Origin of the sequence: Arthrobacter rhombi, assembly GCF_039526245.1 — a bacterium.
GTDB classification, from domain to species: domain Bacteria; phylum Actinomycetota; class Actinomycetes; order Actinomycetales; family Micrococcaceae; genus Arthrobacter_H; species Arthrobacter_H rhombi.
Window position 1 is genome coordinate 87,196 of the sequence record NZ_BAAAIV010000003.1, and the last position, 21,236, is coordinate 108,431.

21 protein-coding genes are annotated in these 21,236 nt (G+C 68.3%); 16 read left to right on the plus strand and 5 right to left on the minus strand.

Annotation, left to right across the window (positions count from 1 at the left end):
* Positions 1–99: 99 nt before the first annotated feature.
* The 3 genes from ABD088_RS01390 to ABD088_RS01400 are packed head-to-tail and all read left to right on the plus strand — an operon-like array spanning position 100 to position 2,983.
* Positions 100–2,037, plus strand: a complete 1,938-nt coding sequence (locus ABD088_RS01390) for a primary-amine oxidase (RefSeq protein ID WP_343899582.1) — start codon at positions 100–102, stop codon at positions 2,035–2,037.
* A gap of 2 nt (positions 2,038–2,039) precedes the next feature.
* Positions 2,040–2,474: a hypothetical protein gene (locus ABD088_RS01395; RefSeq protein WP_343899583.1), complete on the plus strand. Its 435-nt coding sequence runs from the start codon at positions 2,040–2,042 to the stop codon at positions 2,472–2,474.
* Positions 2,471–2,983: a metallophosphoesterase family protein gene (locus ABD088_RS01400; protein ID WP_343899584.1), complete on the plus strand. Its 513-nt coding sequence runs from the start codon at positions 2,471–2,473 to the stop codon at positions 2,981–2,983. Before ABD088_RS01395 ends, ABD088_RS01400 begins: the two co-directional genes overlap by 4 nt.
* Before the next feature lie 6 nt (positions 2,984–2,989).
* Here the strand turns inward: ABD088_RS01400 and ABD088_RS01405 are convergent, their stop codons facing one another.
* Positions 2,990–3,208: a PLDc N-terminal domain-containing protein gene (locus ABD088_RS01405; protein WP_343899586.1), complete on the minus strand. Its 219-nt coding sequence runs from the start codon at positions 3,206–3,208 to the stop codon at positions 2,990–2,992.
* A gap of 100 nt (positions 3,209–3,308) precedes the next feature.
* Between ABD088_RS01405 and ABD088_RS01410 the strand changes: the two genes are divergently transcribed.
* The gene (locus ABD088_RS01410; protein WP_343899587.1) at positions 3,309–3,608 is read left to right on the plus strand and encodes a hypothetical protein; all 300 of its coding nucleotides are present in this window, start codon (positions 3,309–3,311) and stop codon (positions 3,606–3,608) included.
* An 18-nt stretch (positions 3,609–3,626) separates the two neighbouring features.
* Here the strand turns inward: ABD088_RS01410 and ABD088_RS01415 are convergent, their stop codons facing one another.
* Positions 3,627–4,883 (minus strand): NAD(P)/FAD-dependent oxidoreductase, encoded by a 1,257-nt coding sequence (locus ABD088_RS01415; protein ID WP_372710758.1) that lies wholly within the window; start codon positions 4,881–4,883, stop codon positions 3,627–3,629.
* 390 nt (positions 4,884–5,273) lie between these two features.
* Between ABD088_RS01415 and ABD088_RS01420 the strand changes: the two genes are divergently transcribed.
* The 4 genes from ABD088_RS01420 (at position 5,274) to ABD088_RS01435 (ending at position 10,502) form a co-directional block, all read left to right on the plus strand.
* Positions 5,274–6,638, plus strand: coding sequence for an 8-oxoguanine deaminase (locus ABD088_RS01420; RefSeq protein ID WP_343899588.1), 1,365 nt, complete (start codon positions 5,274–5,276; stop codon positions 6,636–6,638).
* A gap of 161 nt (positions 6,639–6,799) precedes the next feature.
* Positions 6,800–8,308 (plus strand): nucleobase:cation symporter-2 family protein, encoded by a 1,509-nt coding sequence (locus tag ABD088_RS01425; protein ID WP_343899590.1) that lies wholly within the window; start codon positions 6,800–6,802, stop codon positions 8,306–8,308.
* A 177-nt stretch (positions 8,309–8,485) separates the two neighbouring features.
* The gene (locus ABD088_RS01430; RefSeq protein ID WP_343899591.1) at positions 8,486–9,793 is read left to right on the plus strand and encodes a sensor histidine kinase; all 1,308 of its coding nucleotides are present in this window, start codon (positions 8,486–8,488) and stop codon (positions 9,791–9,793) included.
* 52 nt (positions 9,794–9,845) lie between these two features.
* The gene (locus ABD088_RS01435; RefSeq protein WP_343899593.1) at positions 9,846–10,502 is read left to right on the plus strand and encodes a response regulator transcription factor; all 657 of its coding nucleotides are present in this window, start codon (positions 9,846–9,848) and stop codon (positions 10,500–10,502) included.
* A gap of 20 nt (positions 10,503–10,522) precedes the next feature.
* Here ABD088_RS01435 and ABD088_RS01440 read toward each other — a convergent pair whose 3' ends face one another.
* The gene (locus ABD088_RS01440; RefSeq protein ID WP_372710755.1) at positions 10,523–12,019 is read right to left on the minus strand and encodes a helix-turn-helix domain-containing protein; all 1,497 of its coding nucleotides are present in this window, start codon (positions 12,017–12,019) and stop codon (positions 10,523–10,525) included.
* A 177-nt stretch (positions 12,020–12,196) separates the two neighbouring features.
* On the opposite strand from ABD088_RS01440, the gene aceA reads away from it, so the two are divergent.
* Both aceA and aceB read left to right on the plus strand, forming a co-directional pair.
* Positions 12,197–13,501 (plus strand): isocitrate lyase, encoded by a 1,305-nt coding sequence (gene aceA / locus ABD088_RS01445; protein ID WP_343899596.1) that lies wholly within the window; start codon positions 12,197–12,199, stop codon positions 13,499–13,501.
* 81 nt (positions 13,502–13,582) lie between these two features.
* On the plus strand, positions 13,583–15,220 hold the full coding sequence (gene aceB / locus ABD088_RS01450) for a malate synthase A (protein ID WP_343899598.1): 1,638 nt from the start codon (positions 13,583–13,585) through the stop codon (positions 15,218–15,220).
* Between the two features lie 141 nt (positions 15,221–15,361).
* On the opposite strand, the gene ABD088_RS01455 is transcribed toward aceB, so the two are convergent.
* Positions 15,362–15,679, minus strand: coding sequence for an XRE family transcriptional regulator (locus ABD088_RS01455; RefSeq protein WP_343899600.1), 318 nt, complete (start codon positions 15,677–15,679; stop codon positions 15,362–15,364).
* Positions 15,680–15,786: 107 nt separating this feature from the next.
* Between ABD088_RS01455 and ABD088_RS01460 the strand changes: the two genes are divergently transcribed.
* The 6 genes from ABD088_RS01460 to ABD088_RS01485 all read left to right on the plus strand — a co-directional run bounded on the left by ABD088_RS01460 (position 15,787) and on the right by ABD088_RS01485 (position 20,495).
* Positions 15,787–16,380, plus strand: coding sequence for a phosphatase PAP2 family protein (locus ABD088_RS01460; RefSeq protein ID WP_343899601.1), 594 nt, complete (start codon positions 15,787–15,789; stop codon positions 16,378–16,380).
* Positions 16,381–16,460: 80 nt separating this feature from the next.
* Positions 16,461–17,378 carry an NAD(P)-dependent oxidoreductase gene (locus tag ABD088_RS01465; RefSeq protein ID WP_343899602.1) on the plus strand — a complete coding sequence of 306 codons (918 nt, stop codon included), beginning with the start codon at positions 16,461–16,463 and terminating at the stop codon, positions 17,376–17,378.
* A gap of 58 nt (positions 17,379–17,436) precedes the next feature.
* Positions 17,437–17,808: a VOC family protein gene (locus ABD088_RS01470; RefSeq protein WP_343899603.1), complete on the plus strand. Its 372-nt coding sequence runs from the start codon at positions 17,437–17,439 to the stop codon at positions 17,806–17,808.
* A gap of 34 nt (positions 17,809–17,842) precedes the next feature.
* Positions 17,843–18,535, plus strand: a complete 693-nt coding sequence (locus ABD088_RS01475; protein WP_343899604.1) for a BRCT domain-containing protein — start codon at positions 17,843–17,845, stop codon at positions 18,533–18,535.
* 109 nt (positions 18,536–18,644) lie between these two features.
* Positions 18,645–19,718, plus strand: a complete 1,074-nt coding sequence (locus ABD088_RS01480; RefSeq protein WP_343899605.1) for an alkene reductase — start codon at positions 18,645–18,647, stop codon at positions 19,716–19,718.
* A 39-nt stretch (positions 19,719–19,757) separates the two neighbouring features.
* Positions 19,758–20,495, plus strand: coding sequence for a DsbA family oxidoreductase (locus tag ABD088_RS01485; RefSeq protein ID WP_343899607.1), 738 nt, complete (start codon positions 19,758–19,760; stop codon positions 20,493–20,495).
* Between the two features lie 8 nt (positions 20,496–20,503).
* Here ABD088_RS01485 and ABD088_RS01490 read toward each other — a convergent pair whose 3' ends face one another.
* Positions 20,504–21,235 (minus strand): LytR C-terminal domain-containing protein, encoded by a 732-nt coding sequence (locus ABD088_RS01490; protein ID WP_343899608.1) that lies wholly within the window; start codon positions 21,233–21,235, stop codon positions 20,504–20,506.
* Between the last annotated feature and the right edge of the window lies 1 nt (position 21,236).

Below are 21,236 nucleotides of genomic sequence, written 5' to 3' on the forward strand. Positions count from 1 at the left end.
TTGCCACCAGCCTATGCGACCCGTATTCTCTACAGTCATAGAAAAAAGAAGTGATCCACACCACGTTCCGGTGGGGCGCTTCCCAGCGAAAGGCACGCCATGAGCCCCTCCTGCCACGACACCGACACCACCCCCGGCACTGTCACGGCGGGAGCCCACATCCTGCCCACGCCCGCGGAGATCACCGCCGTGGTCGGCGTCCTCCGCGAGGGCGGGTACTTCCCCGACTCCTCCCGCATCGCCTACCTCGGCCTGGCGGACCCGCCCCGGAACCGGGCGGATGACGCCGCGGTCGAGCGCATCTTCCGCGTCTTCACCCTGGACACCGCCGGCGGTCCGGCCCGGGACCTGAGCGTCAGCGCCACCGCGCATGCGGTCCTCGACGCCACCGAACTGGATACCGCCGAAACCGGCGAACTGCCGGTGCTGGAGGAGGAATTCGAGGTGGTCGAGCAGATTCTGTCCACCCACCCGGAATGGCTGGCCGCCCTGGACCAGCGCGGGCTCGACGTGGAGAAGGTCCGTGTCGCCCCGTTGTCGGCAGGGGTCTTCGAATACCCGGAGGAGAAGGGCCGGCGCATCCTGCGCGGTCTCGCTTTTGTCCAGGAGCACCCCGGGGATTCCGCGTGGGCCCACCCCGTCGACGGGCTCGTCGCCTACGTGGATGTCACCAACAAGACCGTCGACCAGGTCCTGGACATCGCCGTCGTCCCCGTCCCTGCCGAACACGGCAACTACACGGACCCGGAGCTGACCTCTCCGGTGCGCACCACGCAGAAGCCCATCGAGATCACCCAACCCGAGGGACCGAGCTTCACGGTCACGAACGGCAACCACGTCGACTGGGAGAAGTGGTCCCTGGACATCGGGTTCGATGTCCGCGAGGGCCTGGTCCTGCACAACATCGGCTTCGAGGACCAGGGCCGCACGCGGCGCATCCTGAACCGCGCCTCGATCGCCGAAATGGTCGTGCCCTATGGCGATCCGTCCCCGGTACGCAGCTGGCAGAACTACTTCGACACCGGCGAATACCTGGTCGGCCAATTCGCGAACTCGCTGGAACTGGGCTGCGACTGCCTGGGCGAGATCCACTACCTCTCCCCCACCGTGGCCGATGCGCTGGGCAACCCGCGCACCATCACCAACGGCATCTGCCTGCACGAGGAGGACGCCTCCATCCTGGCCAAGCACTCCGATTTGTGGAGCGGGATCAACTACACGCGCCGCAACCGCCGTCTGGTCATCTCCTTCTTCACCACCGTCGGCAACTACGACTACGGCTTCTACTGGTACCTCTACCTCGATGGCACCATCGAGTTCGAGGCCAAGGCCACCGGCGTCGTCTTCACCAGCGCGCACCCGGGCGGCGACTACCCGTACGCCTCCGAGATGGCTCCGGGCCTCGGCGCTCCGTTCCACCAGCACCTCTTCGGGGCACGGCTGGACTTCGCCCTGGACGGCGGTGCCAGCCGGGTGCTGGAGGAGGATGCGGTGCGCGTGCCCATGGGCCCCGGTAACCCGCGCGGCAACGCCTTCACCCGCAGCCGCACCGTGCTCGCCACCGAATCCCAGGCAGCCCGCGACGCCAAGCCGGAGGCCGCCCGCACCTGGGTGGTGCAGAATCCGCAGGCCGTCAACCGCCTCGGCGAACCGGTCGGCTACAAGCTCCACCCGCAGGGACAGCCGACCCTGTTGGCGGATGAGGGCTCCTCGATCCACCGCCGGGCGACGTTTGCCTCCAAGGCGCTGTGGGTGACCCGGCACGACGACTCCCAGCGCTACCCCACCGGGGACTTCGTCAACCAGCACCCCGGTGGCGCCGGCATCCCCGCATGGATCGAGGCCGACCGGGACCTCGACGGCCAGGACGTCGTCGTATGGCACACCTTCGGGCTCACGCATTTCCCGCGCACCGAGGACTGGCCGATCATGCCCGTGGATACCGTGGGCTTCAAGCTGCGGCCCGAGGGCTTCTTCGACCGCTCCCCCGTGCTCGACGTCCCCGCGCCGGGGGCCGGCAGCTCCTGCCACCAGTAGCCATGTCGGCCTGGCCGGGGTTCGCCGCGGCGGGCCTGACCGCGGCGTCCGTGGTGCTGCACGTACTGATGGTGGTGGACGGCGGCCATGGCGCCGCCCTCGGCATCGTGTTGGCGGTCATGGCCGTGTCCTGCGCGGGATGCGCCGTCCACTCGGTGCTCCGGCCGGGCTGCCGGGGTTCGTTGGCCCTGGTGGGCATGTCGATCACCATGGCGTTGGCCCACGCGGTCATAGCCCTCGGAGTCCCGGGCGGAATGGGCATCCATGCCGTGCACGACGGCGGATCCCACCTGAGGGGGGCCGGGGCAGCAGGTGCCGAACATGGCCAGCTGATGCTGCTGGTCATCGGGGTGGAACTGGCAGTGGCCTGGCTGGCGGCCTACGCGGTGCATCGCGCCCGCGCCGGTGCCGGGGTTCGTGGGAGGATGCGGGCATGAGCACCCGCCTGGTCCTGATTGCCGACACCCACCTCCCGAAGCGCGCCCGCGGACTGCATCCTGATCTGTGGCGGGAGCTGGAGGCGGCCGACGTCGTCTTCCATGCCGGCGACTGGGTCGAACCGGCCCTGCTGGACGAGTTGGAGCGGCGCTGCCGGCGGCTGGTCGGGGTGTGGGGGAACAATGACGGCGACGAGCTGCGCTCGCGGCTTCCGGAAACCGCACGGGTCGAGATCGAGGGCATCCGGTTCGCGATGACCCATGAGACCGGCGCGGCCACGGGCCGGGAAAAACGCTGCGCCGAAGCGTTCCCGGACACTGACGTGCTGGTCTTCGGGCACAGCCACATCCCGTGGGACACCACCGCCGACACCGGGCTGCGCCTGCTGAACCCCGGTTCGCCGACGGACCGGCGCCGCCAGCCGGTGTGCACCTACATGAGCGCCGTGGCCGATGCCGGAGTGCTGCGCGATGTCACGGTGGTCCCGGTCGACCGGGTCACCGCCTGACGGGGCCTACTTCTTGCGCCCGATGAGGAAATAGGCGATCGGACCGCCGAAGTTCAGGAAGCTGACGGCGAACCACAGGAGTTTGGGCCCCTTCACCTGTGCCGCGGGTCGATCCTTGAGGTCCTTCAGCGCGGCACCCTGCAGCGCCACCTGGGCCGCCCCCAAGACCATGACGCCGATCTTGCCGCCGGCGCCGAGTTCGTTGAACCGTTTCTTGGCTGCCATGATGTCTCTCCCTGTTCGTTGCCCGTAGACGCCACCCTACGTCCGCAGCTACGGCAGATGCACGGCAATTTGTTCGCCCGGGCCGGCGTAGCCTGTCCCCATGTACGTAGAGATCACCGGCGCCCACCAGGCAACCATTCACGAGCTGGACAACCTCCGTGAGCTGAAAGTCGTGGCACCGGACCTCGCCAGCGCCGACGTGGCTTCCGCGCTCGAGGCGGCTGGCTGGGGAACGTTGGATGGCGACCACGCCTGGTTGTCCATCGGTGCCCTGAAATCTGCCGGGGCGGAAGAAGGCACCGCTGGGGGGGAGGGCTTCGCCCAGATGCTCGGCTACGCCGCCTCGCAGGGCTGGGTCTCCACCGACGGCTTGCAGGTCCGCGCCCATCTGGAGTGCTGATCGACGCGGACCCGCGCCTTAGCGCAGTGGGTTGAAGTGGCGCATCAGCGGCGATACCGGCTGCCCGGTCATCTCGGCGGCAAGCATCTTGCCGGTGAGCGGACCCAGGGCAACGCCCCACATGCCGTGGCCGCCGGCGACGTGCACCCGCGATGACTTCGTGGCCCCGATCAGCGGCAGTCCGTCGGCGGTGCACGGCCGGGCACCCACCCATTCCTCCTGCCGGTCCTCCCAGTCGATACCGGTGAACATCGGCGAGGCGGCGTTGATGATCGCCTGGATCCGGCGGGGGTCCAGCGGTGCGTCGGCGTTGCGGAACTCCATCATGCCGGCAACGCGGAAGCGGTCCCCGAGCGGGGTGCAGGCCACGCGTTGGGCCGGGAAGTAGATCGGGTGGGTGGGCATGGCATCGGGCTTGACGGTGAAGCTGTAGCCGCGGCCGGCCTGGACCACCTGGCGGACGCCGAAACGGCGGGCCAGGCTACCGAGCCAGGCGCCGGTGGCCAGCACCACGGAGTCCGCCGTGATGTTCCGTCCGCTGGAACCGGTGACGGTGACGCTTTGGCCGTGTTCCTCCACGTTGGTCACGCTGAAGCCGTCGATGATCTCCCCGCCGCGCTCGCGGACGGATGCAGCCAGTGATTCCACGAAGTTCGGCGGGTTGATGAAGCGCTGGCCGTGGATCTTCACGCCGGCCACGACGTCGGAGCCCAGCGTCGGCTCCAGGCCGCGGATCTCGTCCCCTGATATCACGTCGAAGTCGACGGTGCCGCCGGCCTGCCGGATGCCTTCGAACTCATGGACGAGTCCTTCGCGGTCCTTGTCGCTGGCGAATGCTGCCAGGAAGGGTTCCGCAGGTTTCGTCGGTTCGGCGACGGAGTTCGTCCCCTCGGTGATCTCCGCGAAGGCGTCCAGCCCGGTGGCTCCGATCTCGCTGAAGACCTTCATGGCCTCGCGCCACTTGCCGGGGGTGCAATGCCGGGCGAACCCGATCAGGAAGCGCAGCAGCGACGGGTCGGTCGTCGGCGGGATGTACAGCGGGGAGTTGGGGTTGAACATGGCCTTGAGCCCATAGGTCAGGACGGACGGCTCGCTCAGCGGCAGGGTCAGTGCCGGGGTGAGCCAGCCGGCGTTGCCCCAGGAGGAACCGGCGGAGACTCCGGTCCGGTCGACGATGGTCACGCGCGTGCCCTGTTCCTGGAGGTACCAGGCGGTCGACAGGCCAACGATGCCCGCCCCGACGATGACGACGTGTTCCGGCTTCTGCATGCCCATGGGGCCCTCCCTGAAGTTGATTCGCGATCTCCCGACAGATTGCCCGAGCCCGCGGGGAACCTCAACCGCCCAGCCACTTTCGACGGGAATTCATTCGTCCCCTCGGAGGCTGCTGCAGGAAACATGGATATTCCCGATTCTGCCGCTTTAACTTCGGCATATCCTCCGTAGAGCCACTGGTTTCGCCGCACCCACGCCACACGGCCCCATGAAGCAGGTCACCACCAGCCCCCCAGTGGACCCTTGACCCCTCCCCGTCGGCTCCCTAGGCTCGGTTCCCATCTGCAGTGTGCAGATCCTGGATCAGCAGACAGGCACCACTGAGCTGGCTTCGATGAGCCGGCGGTCGCTGTCCGGCCCGAAGTCCACCTTCGAGCCAAGGAGCAGACCGTGCACACCACCCCCGAACGAACCTGGTTCAAGAACCCCCTCGCAGCCTTCACCGCCAACGAACTCGACGCCACCGGCGGACTGGTCATCCAGGACGGGATCATCGTCGAGGTCCTGGCCGCTGGACAGCAGCCGACCACCCCGTGCACCGACGTCTTCGACGCCTCCCGGCACGTGCTGCTTCCCGGGTTAATCAACACGCACCACCACTTCTACCAAACGCTCACCCGCGCCTGGGCACCGGTGGCCAGCGCCGAACTGTTCCCCTGGCTGACCACCCTGTATCCGGTCTGGGCGCGCCTCTCCCCGGCCGATCTTGAAGTGGCCACCACGGTTGCGCTGGCCGAGCTGCTGCTCAGCGGCTGCACCACGGCGGCCGACCACCACTACCTCTTCCCCGACGGCCTGGAGCAGGCCATCGACATCGAGGTATCGGTCATGCGCTCACTGGGCATGCGCGGCATGCTCACCCGCGGGTCCATGACCCTGGGCGAGGACGACGGCGGATTGCCACCCCAGCAGACGGTGCAGGATGCCGAGGTGATCCTGGCCGACAGTGAACGGCTCATCGGGCAGTACCACGAGCGCGGGGCCGGGGCCTTCATCAACATCGGCCTGGCCCCCTGCTCGCCGTTCTCGGTCACCCGCACGCTCATGTCCGACACGGCGGCCCTGGCCGCGCAGCACGACGTGCGGCTCCATACCCATCTGGGCGAAACCCTGGATGAAGAGGACTTCTGCCTGCGCATGTTCGGCCAACGCCCCGTGGACTACCTGGAGTCGGTCGGATGGCTGAACGAGCGCACCTGGCTGGCCCACGGGATCCACTTCAGCGACGAGGAGATCGCCCGGCTCGGTGCCGCGGGAACCGCCGTCGCGCATTGCCCGACGTCCAACATGCGGCTGGCTTCGGGCACCGCGCGGGTCCTGGAACTGGAGGCCGCCGGTTCACCGGTGGGGCTCGGGGTCGACGGGTCGGCATCGAACGACGCCTCCAACATGATCCTCGAGGCGCGGCAGGCGCTCTATCTGCAGCGGCTGCACTACGGGGCGGCGGCGGTCACCCCCGAACAGGCCCTGGGGTGGGCCACCCGGGGCTCGGCCCGGGCGCTGGGCCGCAGCGACATCGGCGAGCTGCGGCCCGGCAAACAGGCCGACCTGGCGCTGTTCACCCTCGATGCCCTGCGCTTCTCGGGCATCCATGACCCGATCGCGGCGCTACTGCTCTGCGGCGCCGACCACGCCGACCGGGTGATGGTCGGCGGGCAATGGCGGGTCATTGACGGAACCATCCCCGGACTGGACATCGAGGCACTCATCGCCCGGCACAGCGCCGCGGCCCGTCGGCTGATCCACGCAGCCTAACCCTTGACAGGACACGGCGTGATCCAGTTCACTTTCATTCATTACGAGATCTTGTTTCCGACATGCGAAATTAGCACGGTCGGTGGGACAAGGGGGTTCCGCAGAGCGGGGTCCGGGGTCCTCGCCGCTCCCAGCCACTTATCGGCCAAGAGGTGACCAGCATGAACCACAAGACATCCCGCGCCACGAACACCGTGCGCCCCGAAGACGAACGCCTGCCGTGGGGCAGGACCTTTGCCTACGGATTCCAACACGTCCTGACCATGTACGGGGGAATCATTGCCCCGCCCCTGATCGTCGGCGCGGCGGCCGGCATGGATTCGGCGGACATCGGCCTGCTCATCGCCGCCTGCCTGTTCGTCGGCGGACTGGCCACGGTCCTGCAGACCGTGGGCATCCCGTTCTTCGGGTCGCAACTACCCCTGGTCCAGGGCGTCTCCTTCTCCGGGGTCGCCACCATGACGGCCATCATCGCCGGCGGCGGCGGGATCCAATCGGTCTTCGGTGCCGTGATCGTCGCCTCGGCCGTGGGCCTGCTCATCACGCCGATCTTTGCCAAGGTCGTCCGGTTCTTCCCGCCCGTGGTGACCGGGACGGTCATCACCATCATCGGCTTGACCCTGATGCCGGTCGCAGCGAATTGGGCCATGGGCGGCAATGCGAAGGCCGACGACTACGGCTCGGTCGCCAACATCTCGCTGGCGGGGGTGACGTTGCTGGTCGTGCTGTTGTTGAGCAAGCTCGGAAGCGCCACGATCTCGCGGCTCTCGATCCTGCTGGCCATCGTCATCGGCACCAGCATTGCGGTGGTGTTCGGCATGGCCGACTTCTCCGGTGTCGGCAACGGTCCGGTCTTCGCCTTCCCGACCCCCTTCGCCTTCGGTCCGCCGACGTTCGAGCTTCCGGCCATCATCTCCATGCTGATCGTCATCCTGGTGACCTTGACGGAGACGACCGCCGACATCCTGGCCGTCGGAGAGATCGTGGAGACCAAGGTCGACTCCCGCAGGATCGGTGACGGGCTGCGCGCCGACATGATCTCCAGCGTCATCTCGCCGCTGTTCAACTCCTTCACCCAAAGCGCCTTCGCCCAGAACGTCGGCCTGGTGGCGATCACCGGCATCAAGAGCCGGTTCGTGGTCAGTGCCGGTGGCGTGATCCTGATCGTGCTGGGTCTGCTTCCCGTGCTGGGACGCGTCGTCGCGGCAGTCCCGACCTCGGTGCTGGGCGGTGCCGGAGTCGTGCTGTTCGGGACCGTGGCAGCCAGCGGCATCCGCACCCTGGCCGCCGTGGACTACCGGAACAACATGAACCTGGTCATCGTCGCCACCTCGCTCGGCTTCGGCATGATCCCGATCGCCGCCCCGACCTTCTACGACCAGTTCCCCACCTGGTTCAGCACGATCTTCCACTCCGGCATCAGCTCGGCCGCGGTGATGGCGATCCTCATGAACATCATCTTCAACCACATCAAGTTCGGCACCCCGGATGAGCCCTCGGTATTCGGCAAGGCGCCGCCCCGCGTGCCGCGCCCGCTGCCGGAGACCAAGAACCCGCGGACCGGGCAGCGTGCCACGTTCCGGAAGCGGACCACCCTGCCGGCTCCCGGCGAACCGGGACAGGCGCTGCGCGGCGCCGGGCGCACACCCGATCGACGGCCGGCAGGATAGTCGCACGGCAGGAAATGACGGTGCCCGCGGTGGGGTTAACCCCCGCCGGGACCGGGGGCAAGCACGGCAGACCGCGGGACCTGGGCCCGGAAGGATGGAAGACAACGATCCCCTTCCAGCGAAAGAGCAGCCATGACCGTCCTGCCAGATTTCCCGTCGGCACTAGACTCCAGACCGATGGACCACACTGATCCCCCACCCGAAGGCACCGGGGAGCACCGCACCCGGGAGGCCCCTGCCGCAGCGCCCTCCCGCCTCTCCCAACTCGGTCGGGACATCGGCTACAACCTGGCCGGTCTGTTCATCGGCGTGATCGCGTTCGCCCTGGCCATCGCCCTGTTTTCCGCGGGTGTGAGTACCGCGATCGTCTACGTCGGCGTCTTCGTACTCGTCGGCGCACTCCTGACTGCCAGCTTCTTCGCCTCCGGGGAGCGGGCCCTGGCGAGCTGGAACTCCGGGCCGCTGCCGCCGACGTACTACCGGCAGCCGGCGTCTGGCTCCGGTTTGCGCCGCATGCTCAGCCCGCTGGGCGACACCCAACGGTGGAAGGACCTGGTCCATGCGGTGGTCGCGTTCCCCGTGCGGATCCTCGCCTTTTCCGTGACGGTCAGCTGGGCCGCCGGGGCCCTGGGTGGGTTGACCCAGTGGTTCTGGTACGGCTTCATCCCCGAACCGAAGGAAGATGTGTGGGACCTGCTCGGCATCGACCCCGTCTGGCACCCGTGGATCCAGATCGGGCTCGGCATCTTCTTCCTGCTGACCCTGTTCCCACTCACCCGGCACCTGGCCCAGCTGCAGCGCGCACTCGCCGTCGGGCTGCTCACCAACGAGCGACGGGCCCTGCGCGAGGAGGCCACCCGGCTGAGCAGTTCGCGCAGCCAGGTCATCGCCGCCGAGGCAGGCACGTTGCGCCGGATCGAACGCGACATCCACGACGGGCCCCAGCAGCGGCTGGTGCGCATGGCCATGGATCTGGAAGCCGCCAAACGCCGGATCGATCCGGCCGACCAGTCCACCCGCGAGCTCATCGACGCCGCCCTGTCCCACTCGAAGGACGCGCTGTCCGAACTGCGCGCCCTCTCGCGGGGCATCGCCCCGCCGATCCTCACCGACCGTGGGCTCGTCGCCGCCTTCGAGGCCGCCGCGGCCACCTCGCCACTGCCCGTGGGACTGGCCATCCGGCCCGGTGCAGGGCGCCGATTCCCGGCATCCGTCGAACAGGCGGCCTACTTCACCGGCGTCGAGGCGCTGACGAATGCCGCCAAGCACTCCTCCGCGGGCCAGTGCACGCTGACCCTCTCCACCCATGACAGCTTCCTGACCCTGCAAGTGCACGACGACGGTGTCGGAGGCGCGCACCCGGGCAAGGGTTCGGGGCTGGCCGGGTTGCGCGACCGCCTGGCCGGGGTCGACGGCACCCTGGAGGTCGACTCCCCCGACAACGGCGGCACCACCATCACCGCGGTGATCCCGCTCGGAGCCTGAGCACTCCGCCCGCCGGGCACGATGCGCCCGAATGCGCCGGTACGCTGGCTGCATGCGCATCGTGCTTGCCGAGGATTCGGTCCTGCTCCGTGAAGGCCTCGTGCGGTTGCTGCGCGAGGGCGGCGCCGAGGTGGTCGCCGCCGTCGACGACGGGGAATCGTTGCTGGCCGCGGTGGCCGAGCACCTGCCGGACATCGTCGTCACCGACGTCCGCATGCCCCCGGGGTTCAGCCATGAGGGCCTGGCCGCGGCGTCCCGCATCCGGGCCGACCATCCCGGCATCGGGATCCTGGTGCTCTCCCAGTATGTGGAGCTGACGTACGCGACCGAGCTGCTGGCCGGCGCCTCGACCTCCGGGACCGGCGGGCTCGGTTACCTGCTCAAGGACCGGATCGCCCGGCTGGAGGAGATGACCAGCGCCCTGGAGCGCATCGCCGCCGGCGGGGTCGTGCTGGACCCCGAAGTCGTTTCCGCAGCGTTCAGCCAACGGTCCGCCGCCCCGCTGGCCGCGCTGACCCCCCGCGAACGCGAGGTCATGGGCCTGATGTCCGAGGGGCGCACCAACGCCGCCATCGCCTCCACGTTGTTCCTCAGCGCGGGGGCCGTGGAGAAGAACATCTCGGCCATCTTCACCAAGCTCGACCTGTCACCGGGACCGGACGACCACCGCCGGGTGTTGGCCGTGCTGGCCTGGCTGGATCGCGGCTGACCCAACGGACACGCCCGTACTCAGCCGCCGTGGGCCTGCAGGAACTCGTAGACCTCCGTCTCGTCCACGCCCGGGAACGCCCCGGAGGGCATGGCCGCCAGCAGATGTGAATTGGCGCGGGCGGCCGGCCACGCCTGTCCGGCCCACAGCTGGGACAGTCCCTCGGGCGGACGCTTGCAGCAGGTCTCATCCGGGCATCGCGACTTCGAGCGTTCGGTCGTGTCACGGCCGCGGAACCACTTGACGTGTTCGAAAGGCACCCCGATGCTCAGCGAATACGTGCCCGAGGAGTGCCGCTCCGTGCGGGCCGTGCACCAGTAGGTGCCGACCACGGTGTCGGTGTACTGCTCGTAGGCGCGGAACTTGTCCGGGACCTCGAAGACCTCACGGCTGGTCCAGTAGCGGCAGATGGTCTGGCCCTCGATGGCCCCGGTGTGGTCGGCGGGGAAGTTGACGCCGTCGTTCTCATAGGCCTTGTGCAGGATCCCCGACTCGTGCACCTTCTGGAAGTGGCAGGTGATGCCCAGGTGCTCGGTGGCCAGGTTGGTGAACCGGTGGGCCGCGGATTCGTAGGAAACCGCGTACGCATCGCGCAGGTCCTCGATCGCCAGCGACTTGTTCTTCTTCGCCTCGTCGAGGAACCGCACCGTGGTCTTCTCCGGCATCAGCAGAGCTGCCGCAAAGTAGTTGGTGTAGACGCGTTGGCGCAGGAACTCGCTGTAGTCACGCGGCGCTTCATGCCCCAGCACATAGTGCCCCAGGGCCTGCAGGAGCACCGAGCGGGCGTCATGCTCGCTGCGTGAGCCCTGCACCAGATAAATTTGGCGGTTCTTCAGATCCGTCACCGACCGGGTCGAATGCGGCAGATTGCCCACGAACCGCAGGCCGAATCCGAGGTGTTCGGCCAGATCGGCTGCCACGTGGTGGGACAGCGGGCCCGAGGTGTGTCCGACGGCGTCGAGCAGGCCCTGAGCCTGCTTCTCCAGCTCCGGGTAGTGGTTGTTGCGCTCGCGCATTTCGGTACGGATTTCGGTGTTCGCCCGGCGGGCCTCCTCCGGGGTGGCCGACTGCTGCTCGAGGCGACGCTCCAGCTCGTGCTGGAGACCGACGAGGGACTCGAGGACATCCATCGGCAACCGCGAGGAGACGCGGACTTTCGGCAGTCCCAGCGATCCATACAGGGGTCCGCGCTGCGCCTTCTCCAACTCGATCTCCAGGGCGGCCCGGCGATTGGGCGGCTCCGCCCCGAGCAGGTCATCGACCCGCGTATCCAGGGCCCCGGCCAGCAGCCTGAGCAGGGAGACCTTGGGCTCGCGCTTGCCGTTCTCGATCAGGCTCAACTGCGACGGAGCCACACCGACAAGCTCCCCCAACCCGTCCAGGGTGAGGGACTTCGCCTTGCGCAGGTGGCGCACCCGCCGACCCAGGGCTATCGAGTCGAGTTCTGCGTCGTGTTCGGCCGCGTGGCCGTCCGGGGATGATCCGCCGGCCGGTCGATTCCATGTGGGAGTAGTCACTTTTTGAGGATAGCGGAAGAAACGCAAATCTTTCCACCAAATACCCCTAGAAAACCCCTTGCGGATCGAGAAAAGTGATCACTACGCACAAGAACAGCGAAACAACGGCCGGATCGGCAGCAGTGCCGAGACGGTCGACCACCCGGGTCACCCCGGGGCGAACCAGAGGAGAACGACATGACGCAGAACCAGCAGACCGCCGCAGAACGCGAGCAGGCCCTGGAGCTGGAGTGGAGCGCCAACCCCCGCTGGGAAGGCCTCACCCGTGAGTACACGGCCGCCGAGGTCGTCCGCCTGCAGGGCCGCGTCGTCGAGGAGAACACGCTGGCCCGCCGCGGTTCCGAGAAGCTCTGGAACCAGCTGACCGAGGAAGCGAAGACCGGCGCGTACACCAACTCGCTCGGTGCCCTCACCGGCAACCAGGCGGTGCAGCAGGTCAAGGCCGGGCTGCGCGCCATCTACCTTTCCGGCTGGCAGGTCGCCGCCGACGCCAACCTCTCCGGCCAGACCTACCCGGACCAGTCGCTCTACCCGGCCAACTCGGTGCCGCAGGTGGTCCGCCGCATCAACAACGCGCTGCAGCGTGCCGACCAGATCGAGTTCGCCGAGGGCGTCCAGTCGGTCGAGGACTGGCTGGTCCCGATCGTCGCCGACGCCGAGGCCGGCTTCGGTGGCCCGCTGAACGCCTACGAGCTGATGAAGTCCATGATCACCGCCGGCGCCTCGGGCGTGCACTGGGAAGATCAGCTCGCTTCGGAGAAGAAGTGCGGCCACCTCGGCGGCAAGGTCCTCATCCCGACCGGCCAGCACATCCGCACCCTGAACGCCGCCCGCCTGGCAGCCGACGTCATGAACACCCCGAGCGTCATCATCGCCCGCACCGACGCCGAGGCCGCCACCCTGATCACCTCGGACGTCGACGAGCGCGACGCCGAATTCATCACCGGCGAGCGCACCGCCGAGGGCTTCTACAAGGTCCGCAACGGCATCGAGCCCTGCATTGCCCGCGCCAAGGCCTACGCCCCGTACTCCGACCTCATCTGGATGGAGACCGGCACCCCCGACCTGGAGCTGGCCAAGAAGTTCGCCGAAGCGGTCAAGGCCGAGCACCCGGACCAGATGCTCGCCTACAACTGCTCGCCGTCGTTCAACTGGAAGAAGCACCTCGACGACGCCACGATCGCCAAGTTCCAGCGCGAACTCGGCGCCATGGGCTTCACCTTCCAGTTCATCACCCTCGCCGGCTTCCACGCCCTGAACCACTCAATGTTCGATCTGGCTTCCGGCTACGCCGAGAAGGGCATGAGCGCCTACGTCGAGCTGCAGGAGCGCGAGTTCGCTTCCGAGGCCGCCGGCTACACCGCCACCAAGCACCAGCGCGAGGTCGGCACCGGCTACTTCGACCAGATCGCCACGACGCTGAACCCCAACGCGTCCACCCTGGCCCTGGCAGGCTCCACCGAAGCCGGCCAGTTCCACTAACCAGAGCCCGACGCCGGTGCCTCCTCTCCCCCTGGGAGGCACCGGCGTCGTACCCCACACTTTTTTTGAAGGAGAACCGCCATGAATGACCCCATCACCCTGAACGGCATCACGCTGAACGCTTCCCCGGTCCGCCGGCAGGAGCAGATCCTCACCCCCCAGGCCATGGACTTCCTGGCGAAGCTCCACGCGGAGTTCGAGCCGCGCCGCCAGGAACTGCTGGCAGCACGCGAAACCCGCCGCCGCCAGATCGCCGCCGGCGAGGACCCCCGCTTCCTGGAGGAGACCCGCCACATCCGCGAGGACGACTCCTGGCGCGTGGCCCCGGTGGCCCCCGGGCTGGAGGACCGCCGGGTGGAGATCACCGGGCCGACCGACCGCAAGATGGCAGTCAACGCGCTGAACTCCGGCGCCAAGGTGTGGCTGGCCGACCTCGAGGACGCCTCGACCCCGACCTGGCAGAACGTCATCGGCGGGCAGCTGAACCTGCGCGCCGTGCTCGACGGCGAGCTCGACTTCACCTCGCCCGAGGGCAAGGAATACACGGTCACCGGCAAGAAGCTGACCGACCTGCCGACCATTGTGGTCCGCCCCCGCGGGCTGCACCTGCCGGAGAAGCACCTGACGATCAACGGCAAGTCGACCTCCGGCTCGCTGGTGGACTTCGGGCTGTACTTCTTCCACAATGCGCAGCGGCTCATCGCCGCCGGCCGCGGCCCGTACTTCTACCTGCCGAAGATCGAGAACCACCAAGAGGCGCGCTTCTGGAATGACGTGTTCGTCTTCGCCCAGGACGCCGTGGGCATCGAGCAGGGCACGATCCGTGCCACCGTGCTCATCGAGACCATCACCGCGGCGTTCGAGCTGGAGGAGATCCTCTACGAACTGCGCGAGCACTCGGCCGGGCTGAACGCCGGACGCTGGGACTACATCTTCTCGGTCATCAAGAACTTCCGCACCCGCGGGCCGCGGTTCGTGCTGCCGGACCGGGCGATGGTGACCATGACTGCACCCTTCATGCGCTCCTACACCGAGCAGCTGGTGCGGGCCTGCCACCGCCGCGGGGCGATGGCGATCGGCGGCATGAGCGCCTTCATCCCGAACCGTCGCGACGAGGCAGTCAACGCCGTGGCCTTCGAGAAGGTCCGCGCCGACAAGACCCGCGAGGCGGCCGACGGATTCGACGGTTCCTGGGTGGCGCACCCGGACCTGGTGCCGGTGGCCCGCGAGGTCTTCGACGAGACCCTCGGCGGCAAGCCCAACCAGCTGGACCGCCAGCGCGAGGACGTCATCCCCGATGACAAGGGCCTGCTGGACATTGCCGGCACCCAGGGCCTGATCACCGAGAACGGCGTGCGCATGAACGTGGAGATCGGGATCCGCTACATCGAGTCCTGGCTGCGCGGCAACGGCGCCGTGGCGCTGCAGAACCTGATGGAGGATGCGGCGACCGCCGAGATCTCCCGCTCGCAGATCTGGCAGTGGATCCACCAGGGTGCCGTCACCGACGAGGGCGAGCTCATCACCGCCGAGTTCGTCGAGGACATCATGGAGGACGAATTCGCCAAGATGGAGCGCTTCGAGGGCGACCGGTTCGTCGACGCCCGCGAGATCTTCGACGAATGCGCCCTGCGCGAGGCCTACCCCGCGTTCCTCACGGTTCCGGCCTACACCCGGTTCCTGTGCCAGTCAAAGGCGAAGGCCACCATCGACGCCTAACCAGCCACCACCCACCCCGCGGCGTCCCCTCCATTGGACCCGGCTTCGGCCGGCGGGGTGGGTGGCCAACCAACGACGGACCCCACACGGCAGAGCTTGCTTTCCGGGGTCCGTCGTTTCGTTAACGGTGGTGGTTCCTGGCTAGATGTCGTCGTCCGCTGCCGGCCCGCCCTCGTCCTCCCAGGCTTCGAGGCGGCGGACCTTCGCGGCGTTGTATTTCCGGCGGACCCCGTATCCGCCCTGTTCGTCATCGGGAATGAAGACGGCTCCGTAGTGCTCCAGGGCCCGGATCAGACGGGCGGCCGGTTCGGCGGCCATCGGCTGGTTGCCCTTTTCGAACTGCCGGAGCTGTTTCTTCTCCAGTCCGGCCTCCCGGGCGATGGTCCGGGGCGAGACCTGGGTCAGCGCGCGGGCCGCACGGGCCAGATCGGAGGTCAGGACCATCTGATGATTCGTCATGATCCGATCGTCCCAGAGTTCCACCGGGAGTCCAATGGATGGCCCGCACCCTAGGATGGAAGGGCCGTCCGGACCGTCTGGGCGCGGATTCCAGGGGGGTGTGGCAGATGGAACCCGTCCTCCAATCCCGCGCCGTTGGGTCCCGGTTCGCCTGGGCCGTCACCCACGCCTTGTCCCCTGCGGTGCTGGTCAGCGCCTACCTCCTGCTGCTGCCGCTGCGCGCCCCGGAAGCCAGCTGGCTGCAGGGACTCGTCGCCGCCGTGTTCACCACCGGGCTCCCCTGGCTGTTCCTGCTGTGGATGAAGCGAGCCGGACAGGTCACCGACCTCCATGTCAGGGAGCGGGCCCAACGCTGGCCGGTCTTCGTCTGTGCCGCGGCCTCGCTGCTCATCGGGTGTGGGGCCGAGGTGCTGCTGCACGCACCGGCCGAGGTTTTCCGGGCGATGGCGCTGATCCTGGCCGGCCTGCTGGTCTGTGCCCTCGTCAACCTGTGGTGGAAGCTCTCAGTGCATACGGCAGTGGCTGCGTTCATCGGGCTCAGCGTCTGTGCACCGTTCGCCTGGGGGTCAGCGGCCGCACTCCTCCTGACGATGCTGGTGGGCTGGTCCCGCGTCGAGGTCCGCCACCACACCCCGACGCAGGTGCTGGCCGGGGCAGTCGTCGGAAGCGCCCTGTTCTTGGGCGGCCTGTGGTGGTCCTGAAGCACTTCGTTTGTAGGCTGGTCCCACATCGGTGACGCCGGACTCGGCGCCACCGGGACAACAGGATGAGAGGAAACCCCGTGGCATTGCGTGTCCTGGTCCCGTCGGCCGACCTGGCGCAGGCCGTGGGAGGACCCGGAGTGGAAGCCGTCATCTGGCACATCGATGATGACGGACTCCCGGCGCCCGACGCCGACCTCCTCATCACCGAACGTCCCCGTCGGCACGAGCATCGTCCCCGGATCGGCCAGATCACCGGCCTGCGCCAGGTGCACCTGCTCTCCCTCGGCTACGAGTGGGTACTGGACCATCTGCCCGCCGGGGTTGTGGTGAGCAATTCGCGCGGTGCCGTCGAGGACGCGACGGCCGAACACGGACTCGCCCTGATCCTGGCGTCGCTGCGCGCCCTGCCGACCGCCGTGGACCAGCAGCGTCGGGGCGAGTGGGCTCCTGTGTGGACGTCGTCGTTGCACGGATCGACCGTCGTGGTCCTGGGACATGGCGGCGTCGGACGCGAAGTGGTGTCCCGGTTGGAACCCTTCCGGCCGGCCGCGATCCTTCCGGTGGCGTCCCGGGCACGGACCACCGACGCCGGACTCCGCGTCCACGCACTGGAGGAGCTCCCCGCAGTGCTGCCGCGTGCCGACGTCGTCGTCGTGACGCTCCCACATACGCCGGAGACCGAGCGGCTCGTGGACGGGAAATTCCTCTCCGCCCTGCCCGACGGCGCGCTCCTGGTCAACATCGGCCGCGGCGCGGTGGTCGACACCGACGCCCTCCTCGCCGAGGTGGCTGCCGGACGGCTGCGTGCAGCCCTGGATGTCACCGATCCGGAACCGCTTCCCGCCGGCCACCCGTTGTGGACGGCCCCGGGGTGCCTGGTCACCCCGCACATGGCAGGAAACACTCGCGAGTTCATCCGCCTCGCCACCGCCACCGCGGTGGAGCAGGTGCGGCGTCTGGCCACGGGGCAGGATCCCCTGCATCGCGTGGTGTGAACCGGGGTCTCACCGGCAAACCTGTCCAGCAGGCCTCCCCCGCCCTACCCTGAAGCCCATGGACATGAAACTCGAACTCGTTCCCGTGCCGGTCAGCGACGTCGACCGCGCCAAGGACTTCTACGTCAGGCAGGTCGGTTTCGTTGCCGACCATGACTTCCAGGTCACCGAGCAGCTGCGCTTCGTCCAGCTCACCCCACCCGGATCCGCCTGCTCGGTGGTCATCGGCACGGGCATCACCGACATGGCCCCCGGATCCCAGCGGGGCCTGCAGCTGGTCATCGACGATGCCGACGCGGCCCGGGATGAGTTGCGTGCGCGGGGCGTCGAAGCCAGTGAGGTGGACGACCAGCCGTGGGGCCGCTTCGTGTACTTCGCCGATCCTGACGGCAATACGTGGGCGCTGCAGCAGGTGCAGGCCGCCAGCTGACGGCCACCGCCGGAGGCACAGTACGCTGGAACCCATGGAGAACATCACCCTCGAACCCGGCGACCAGGTCGTCTTCACCTCGCTGGAGACGATCGACAAGAACGATTTGGCCCAGGCCGTCACCGCTGCCGGCTTTGTCGTCGGTCCGGGGGTGTCCAAGAAGACCAGCCTGCTGGTGGCCGGTGACCCGAGCGTGGAATCGTCGAAGGCCCGCAAGGCCCGCGATTATGGCATTCCCGTCATCGGCGAGCGCGATTTCGTCGACACGTTCCTCGACGGCTCACTGCCAGCTCCCACCGCCGCCGAGGCCCCCGAGCTGACCGCCCCCACCTCCCTGGAGGATCTGCCGGGCAACGCCAAGCGCGATCTGCCGGCCGTGAAGCTGGCCTGCTCGGCACTACGCGAAGACCTCGCTGTCCAGGCCCTGGTCAAAACGCCCGAGGCCGGCACCTTCGTCGTCCGCGGCCCGGCCCACTTCTCCGCCCTGGGCGAGGCCTGGATGGTCGGCGGCGTGGCCGTCGCCGGTTCCTCGAAGGCGCCAGACAAGGCGGTGCGCGCCCTGGGGTTGGCCGGCGGCGGGGAATCCGCGCCACAGGACGGACTCGAACGCCTCGACGTCAACCACCCCGTCTATGGGGAATTCAGCGTCTACGGACCCGTCCGCCACCAGGTCGGCCTGGATCTGGTGGGCCCCTGGATCCGCGGTGGCGTCCACAGCCGGGACTGATCTCCCTGGCGGCCCGTGATGCCGCCCACCTCTGGGCCCCGGGGGAATACGCCGCACAACACTGGTTGTTGCATCAGGCAACCCCCTAGACGTACAGGAGCCCACACCCATGGACATGTTCCACCCCCTCACCCTTGGTGACCTCGAGCTGGCCAACCGGCTGGTCATGGCACCGTTGACCCGTTCACGTTCTGCACTGGACGGGGTGCCGACGGACGATGTCGTCGAGTACTACCGCCAGCGCGCCTCCATGGGCCTGATCGTCAGCGAGGGCGTCTACCCCAGCACCACCGGCCAGGGCTTCGTCCGCCAGCCCGGGCTCGCGACGGCGGAGCAGATTGCCGGCTGGAAGCGCGTCACCGACGCCGTCCACGCCGAGGGTGGGCTGATCGTCGCCCAGGTGATGCACGCCGGCCGGGTCACCCATCAGGAGACCACCGGCCAGGAGCACGTCGTGGCTCCCAGCGCCATCGCGGTGGACGGCGTCTCCCGCACCTACACCGGCAAGCACGCCTACCCGGTCCCCCACGCCCTGACCGCCGACGAGCTGCCGGGCATCGTCGAGGAATTCGTCCAGGGCTCCCGCAACGCCATCGAGGCAGGATTCGACGGCGTGGAGCTGCACGGAGCCAACGGCTACCTGCTGCACGAATTCCTCGCGCCCAGCGCCAATGTGCGCACCGACGGGTACGGCGGGTCCCCCGAGAACCGTGCCCGCTTCGTCATCGAGGTCGTCACCGCAGTCGCCGAGGCGATCGGTGCCGGACGCACCGGAGTGCGCATCTCCCCCGAGCACAACGTCCAGGGCGCGCTGGAAACCGATCCTGCCGACGTCGCCGCCACCTATGGCGCCCTCGTGGACGGGATCGCCCCGCTGGGCCTGGCCGCCCTGAGCATCCTGCATGACGACCCTTCGGGCACCCTGGTGCAGGACCTGCGCTCACGCTTCGGCGGGCCGGTCCTGCTCAACACCGGATTCCAGACGGTCACCACCTATGACGACGCCGCAGCGGTAGCCGCGAATGGTTGGGGCGACGCCGTGGTTGTCGGCCGCCCGGCCATTGCCAACCCGGACCTGGTGCGCCGCTGGCGCGAGGGCCTGCCGTTGAACGATCCGGACGCCTCCACCTTCTACACCGAGGGCCCGGTCGGCTACATCGACTACCCGTTCTGGCAGAACTGATCCGGGAATAGCGACCGGCGGGGAGAGGTTGAAACGTACATGACTTCTCCCCGCCTTTCCGTTGACATCTGGTCCGACATCGCCTGCCCGTGGTGCTTCATCGGCAAACGCCGTTTCGAATCCGCCCTGGGCACCCTCGGGTTCCGCGACCAGATCGATGTCACCTGGCACAGCTACCAGCTGGACCCCTCGCTGCCCGGGCACTACGACGGCACCGAGGCCGAGTACCTGGCCCAGATGAAGGGCATGGACCCGGCCCAGGTCTCCCAGATGCTCTCCCACGTCACCAGCGAGGCCGCCGGCGAGGGACTGGCCTATGATTTCGATGCGCTGCGCCCGGCGAACTCGTTCACCGCACACCGCCTGCTGCACCTGGCCGCCGAACACGGCCGGGCCGGCGAACTGAAGGAACTGCTGCTCTCCGCGCACTTCGAGAAGGGGCTGGACACCGGCTCGGCAGAGGTGCTGCGCACCCTCGGCGCGGAAGCCGGACTACCCGAGGACGCCGTCGTGCAGGTCCTGGAGTCGGATCAATACCGTGCTGAGGTCGAGGCCGACTTCGACCAGGCCCGCGCCCTGGGCATCACCGGCGTCCCGTTCTTCGTGCTGGACATGAAGTACGGCATTTCCGGCGCCCAACCCGCCGAGCTCTTCGCGGAGGCGTTGACCACCGCCTGGCAGGAAAAGGCGCCGCTGACCATGGTCAATGCAGGGAACGACGCCGGTGCCCCCGCGGGTGCCGATGGCCCGGCCTGCGGCCCCCAGGGCTGCAACTAGGCCTCCGGCTAGGGCTTGGCCGCCTCCGACGCCGCGGCCTTCGAGGAGGCCGCGGCCTTCTGGGCCTTCTTCTGGGCCGCCTTCACGGCGAGCGGGCAGCTGAGCTTGCCGTCCTGGGTCTTGGCCTTGCCCTGCGGCAGCACCTTCTTGATCTGGTACTTCTCCCCGATGATGAAGTCGACCGTGTCGGCGCTGCGCTTGGCGTCCTTCACGTACTCGGTGCCGGGCACCTGGCGCTGCACCGTCAGCGCCTTGGAGCGCCCCGACGTCCCGGAGACCACGGCGGCGACGATCTTGGAGTTGTTCAGCTTCGCGTTCCCGACCTCCCCGATCCGGAAGCCACGCTGCTTGAGGACCTGGGCGGTGGCACCGGCCAGCCCGGGGGTCTTCGTCCCATTGAGCACATTCAGCGTGACGTCCTTCGGCTGGGCGTACTTCAACACGTCCTGCGGGCAGGCGGCGGCGACCGGGTCATGGCTCGGGGCCGCGGCGGCCTCGGTGGGCTGGGGTTCCAGTGCCGGGATGACCACCTGGTGCGTCTTGACCAGATAGGCGAAAACCAGTGCGACGATGAGCAGCGCAGCCAGCAGGCCCAGCACGATGCCGTGCATCAGGCGCCGCCGGTAATAGCGCGGGTTGTCCACCCGCTCGGGGTCATCGGTGGCGAACCCCTCGGAGAGGTCGTCCTCGGTGACGATGCGGTGCCCGTGCCAGTCCTCGGGGTCCTTGTCCTGTTCCACG